General features: G+C 69.2%; 3 protein-coding genes. 1 reads left to right on the forward strand and 2 read right to left on the reverse strand.

Annotated elements, in window-relative coordinates; all coding sequences use genetic code 11:
* Positions 1–92: 92 nt before the first annotated feature.
* Together H5J31_RS39345 and H5J31_RS39350 are read right to left on the reverse strand one after the other, a co-directional pair.
* Positions 93–1,823, reverse strand: a complete 1,731-nt coding sequence (locus H5J31_RS39345) for an acyl-CoA dehydrogenase (RefSeq protein WP_181777737.1) — start codon at positions 1,821–1,823, stop codon at positions 93–95.
* Positions 1,824–1,847: 24 nt separating this feature from the next.
* A complete protein-coding gene (locus H5J31_RS39350; protein WP_181777738.1) occupies positions 1,848–3,173 on the reverse strand; it encodes a serine hydrolase domain-containing protein in 1,326 nt (441 codons plus the stop codon).
* 305 nt (positions 3,174–3,478) lie between these two features.
* Here H5J31_RS39350 and H5J31_RS39355 point away from each other — a divergent pair.
* Positions 3,479–4,814 (forward strand): DEAD/DEAH box helicase (locus H5J31_RS39355; protein WP_181777739.1); only part of this gene is annotated, 1,336 nt, incomplete at its 3' end.

Below are 4,814 nucleotides of genomic sequence, written 5' to 3' on the forward strand. Positions count from 1 at the left end.
TCCGCAAGGCCGGCTACGGCAAGTAGGACTCAGAAGTCCGTGAAGGCCTCCTTCCCGACCCTCAAGGTAGGGAAGGAGGCCTTCACGGATCTTCAGGGGGTCATCGCGTAGGCGCCGGACAGGTCCCGCACCAGGGACCACACGTGATCGAAGCGGGCCGCGTCCACGACGGGCTTCCGGACCGAGGCCAGCGCGAGTGCCTGCTGCGCCTCGGTCGAGGACGACTTTCCGTGCAGGTCGATCGCGGCGACACTGAAGTCCTGCACGAGGACGCCGAAGATCTGGTCGACGACCTCGGTCTCGATCCCGGTGATCTCCGCCTGCTCCAGCACCAGCTGCCCGTAGACGACCAACGTGAACAGCTCGGTCAGCGCGAGCCCGAAGTCGAGGTCCTGCTGCTGCGCCTCGTCCGGGGCGGCGTCGGTGAACAGCTTCACCAGCGCCTCGGCCTGCTCGGTGAACCTTGCGACGTTCGGGATCGCGGACGCCTTCGCGTAGGCCTCACGCCAGTCGTGGAACCGGACCTTCGAAAGCCCGCGCGCCGGGCCCTGGCGGAACAGGAACTCGTCGTCGGCCGCGTCGGTGCGCGTCGGCACGGGCTCGTAGTCCTGCGGCGCGAAGAGGTACGCGGGCACGAACTTCGCGATCAGCGCGAGGTTGACCGCCACCGTGCCTTCCAGCTTCGGCAGGCCGTCGATGTCGTTCTTGGACATCGCGAGATAGGTGTCGGCCTCGAAACCCTTGGCCGCCACCACATCCGCGACCAGGCCGATGACCTTCTGCGCCTCGGTGGTCACCTTCATCTTGGTGATCGGGTTGAACAGCAGGTAGCGGCGGTCGTCCGGGCCCGCGGAACGGAAATAGTCCACGGCCCGGTCGGAGAACAGCTTCATCGCGACGAGCCGCGTGTACGCCTCGACGAACTCCCGGCGCACGTGCGGGAAATCGGTGACCTTCTTGCCGTAGAGCACCCGGTTGTGCGCGTGGGTGATCGCCTCGTACAGCGAGTGCGTCGACATGCCGATGCCGCCGAAGCACAGGTTGAACTTGCCGATGTTGACCGTGTTCAGCGCGGCACTGAACGCCTCGGCGCCGACGTGCAGGATGTCCTCTTCGGACACCGGGTAGTCGTCGAGCGTGAATTCGGCGACGTACATCTGCGACGGCACGACGTTCTTCACCACGTGGTAGTTCGGGTGCTCGGAGTCCGCGTAGAAGAACACGTACTGGTCCGGGCCTTCGACACCGTCGATGCGACCGAAGACCGACACGGTCCGCGCGCAGTTTCCGTTGCCGATGTAGTACTTCGAACCGTTCGCGCGGTAACCGCCCTTACCGTCGGGGGTCAGCACGAGGTCCGACGAGTAGATGTCGGCGCCGTGGTCCTTTTCGGACAGTCCGAACGCGGCGACGCCGCCGGCCGCGAGCGAGTCCGCCGCACGTTTGCGGGCGGCCTCGTTCGCGCTCTGCCACACCGGGCCCAGGCCGAGGATGGTGACCTGCCACGGGTACCAGTAGTTCAGGCCGTAGAAGCCGAGGATTTCCGACAAAGCGGCGACACGCGCGGTGTCCCAGCGCTTGTCGGGGTCGCCGCCGGCGTCGGCGCCGGGAGTGAGGAACGTGGAGAACAGGCCTTCCTTGCCCGCGAACTCGATGAAGTCCGCGTAGAAGGTCCGCTCGTGGTAGTCCTCGACGAGCTTGCGCTTGCCACGCTGTTCGAACCACTCGATGGTGGCACGCAGCAGGCGACGCGTCTCCGGGTCGAACTGCCGTGGGTCGTACCCACCCGGGTTCAGCAACAACGCGGTCGCCTTTTCGCTCATCGTCACTCCTGGTCGCCGAAGTTACTACCCGGTAACCGTAGCGCGCCGCCGCGCCGTCCGGCCACCGAACTCGACCGAAGTCACCTCCCCGTGCTCGTTCCGCAGGAAGCGGGCGGTGGGCGCGCGGGTGTCGGCGGCCGGGGCGATCGCGTCGCCGGCCACGAAGACGGCCTCGAACGGCGGCGGTGAAGGGAAGCCTTCGACGTCGGCGACCATCTGGGCCCACAGGGCGCCGTCGCGATCGGTGATCTCGAACGCGAGGTGCCCGGTCTCGTAGCGGCCGGTGTACTCACCGAGCTCGGGCATCGGCAAGGCCTGAGCGCCCTCGATCGGGGGCAGCCCGACCAGGTTCTCCAGGCACCAGTCGACGACCTTGCGGCCCAGCGCCGCGCCGCCCGCGCTGTTGGTCAGCACGGTGACGGCGAAGTTCTCCTCCGGCAGCGTGACGAACTCCGAGAGCTGCAGATTGCTCACGTTGCCGCCGTGCCGGACGAGCCTGGCGGCGCCGTGGCTCGTATGCAGCCAGCTCAGCCCGACCTCCTCGAAGCGCAGCGCGGCCCTGCGCTGCGGCGTGCGCATGAGGTCCCGGGTCGCGGCACTGAGCGGCGCCTCGCCTTCCGACTCCCCGGTCAGGAAGAAGCGGGCCCATTTCAGCTGGTCGGCCGCGGTGGACCACAGGCCACCGCTCGCGCTGTCCGCGCGGGTCAGGCCCACGGTGTGCGCGACGGCCCCCTCGGCATGGCCGACGGCGTGCGGCCGGGTGAGCACCTCCCACGGCAGGTAGTACGACTCGGTCATGCCGAGCGGTTCCAGCAGCCGGGTGCGGACGACGTCCTCGAAAGGCTTTCCCGCCACCACTTCCACGACGCGGCCCGCCAGCTGGAAACCGGCGTTGCAATAGGAGAAGACCTCGCCGGGCGGGAAGATCTGCGGCAGGTCGCCGAACTGCTCGACAGCCTGTGCCAGCGCGTCGTCACCCCAGCCGGTGTCGAGGTCGACGTCGCCGAGGAACCCGGCCGAATGCGTGAGCAGATGCCGCGAAGTCACCGCCTCGCGTGCCACGGGATCCGCCAGCGGAAGCCCGGGAAGGTACTCCACGACAGGCTTGTCGAGATCCAGCAGCCCGTCTTCGACCAGGGCCAGCATCGCCGCCGCGGCGAACGTCTTGCTGGTGGAGCCGATCATGAACAACGTCCCGGCGTCGACCGCGAGTCCGGTGTCCACACTGGACACCCCGGTGGTGAGCACCGACTCCCGCCCGTCGTGCAGGACACCCACCACCGCCCCGGGTACCTCCGCTTCGCGTGCCCCTTCGTCGAGCAGCGCCCGCAGCTCCTGAACGTCCGACACCGGTGTCCCCTTTCGTCCTGGTCCGGCCAGCGTGCCACCGCGGACGAGCCGGGAACCAGTGGATATCGACGAACATCGGCGGCCTGTTTCGTCGATTCCGGCAAGCCGCCACAGGGGTGCGGGCGATATCACGTAGCCCCCGAGATCACCGAGGCCCTATACTGGCGTCGCGGTCCGCTCAGTTCTGCCTCGGACCGCGTTTCGTTGTCGAAGACCACGCGCCGCGGCCCCCGAGGTCTGCGCCGGGCAGGACAACCGTTTCTATCCTTACGGAGATACCAGGGCGCCCGCGCGCCCATACGCTTATGAGCACACCTACTTTCACCGAACTCGGCCTGCCCGAGAACCTCGTCGACGCACTCGCCGAGCAGGGCGTCACCAGCCCGTTCCCGATCCAGGCCGCCACGCTGCCGCATTCGCTGGCCGGCCGGGACGTCCTCGGCCGCGGCCGCACCGGCTCCGGCAAGACCTACGGCTTCGTGCTGCCCGTCCTGGCGCCGACCCGGGAACTCGCCACCCAGATCGAGGCGTCGTTCCTGCCGCTGGCCAAGCCGCTCGGCCTCAAGGTCACGACCATCTTCGGCGGTGTCAGCCCCAACCCGCAGATCACCCGGCTGCGTGACGGCGTCGACATCGTCGTCGCCTGCCCCGGCCGGCTCGCCGACCACATGCGTTCGGGTGAGGCGAAGCTCGACAACATCGAGATCACCGTGCTGGACGAGGCCGACCACATGGCCGACCTCGGCTTCCTGCCCGACGTCCGGCGCATCATGAGCGAGACGCCGGAGCGCGGCCAGCGGCTGCTGTTCTCCGCGACCCTCGACGCGGGCGTCGACGTGCTGGTCAAGCGCTTCATGACCGACCCGGTCACGCACAGCGTCGACTCGGCCCAGTCGCCGGTCTCGACCATGACCCACCACGTGCTGCACCTGGAAGAGACCCACCGCCTGCCGGTGCTGATCGACCTGACCGCGGCGCCGGGCCGCACCCTGGTGTTCACCCGGACGAAGCACCGCGCCAAGCAGCTCACGCGCAAGCTCATGGCCTCCGGCGTGCCGGCGGTCGAACTGCACGGCAACCTCGGCCAGACCGCGCGGACCCGCAACCTGGAGGCGTTCTCCTCCGGCGCGGCGAAGACGCTGGTCGCGACCGACATCGCCGCCCGCGGTATCCACGTCGACGACGTCACGCTCGTCATCCACGCCGATCCGCCGGTCGAGCACAAGGCGTACCTGCATCGCTCGGGCCGCACGGCGCGCGCCGGCGCGTCCGGCACCGTCGTCACGCTGATGACCGACGCCCAGGTCGGCGACGTCCGCGACCTGACCCGCAAGGCAGGCATCAAGCCGACCACCACGCAGCTCGGCCCCGGCCACCCGCTGCTGGCGGAGCTGGCCCCGGGCGAGCGGACCTTCGACGCGTCCCCGCGTCGCCCGATCGTGGACACCCGGCCGAAGAAGGTCAGCGCCAGCGGCGAGGCCATCCCCCGCAAGGGCGACGACGAAGACGACCGTCCGGCGAACCGCGGTCGTGGTACCCGGGTCGGTCGCGGCCGGGGTCCCTCCGCCGGTGGCCGTGGCGCCTCCGGTGGCCGTCGTGGATCTTCCAGCGACGGCGCACGTCGTGGCGGCTCCGGTGGCG

Origin of the sequence: Amycolatopsis pittospori, assembly GCF_013870525.1 — a bacterium.
In the GTDB taxonomy this organism is placed as follows: domain Bacteria; phylum Actinomycetota; class Actinomycetes; order Mycobacteriales; family Pseudonocardiaceae; genus Amycolatopsis; species Amycolatopsis pittospori.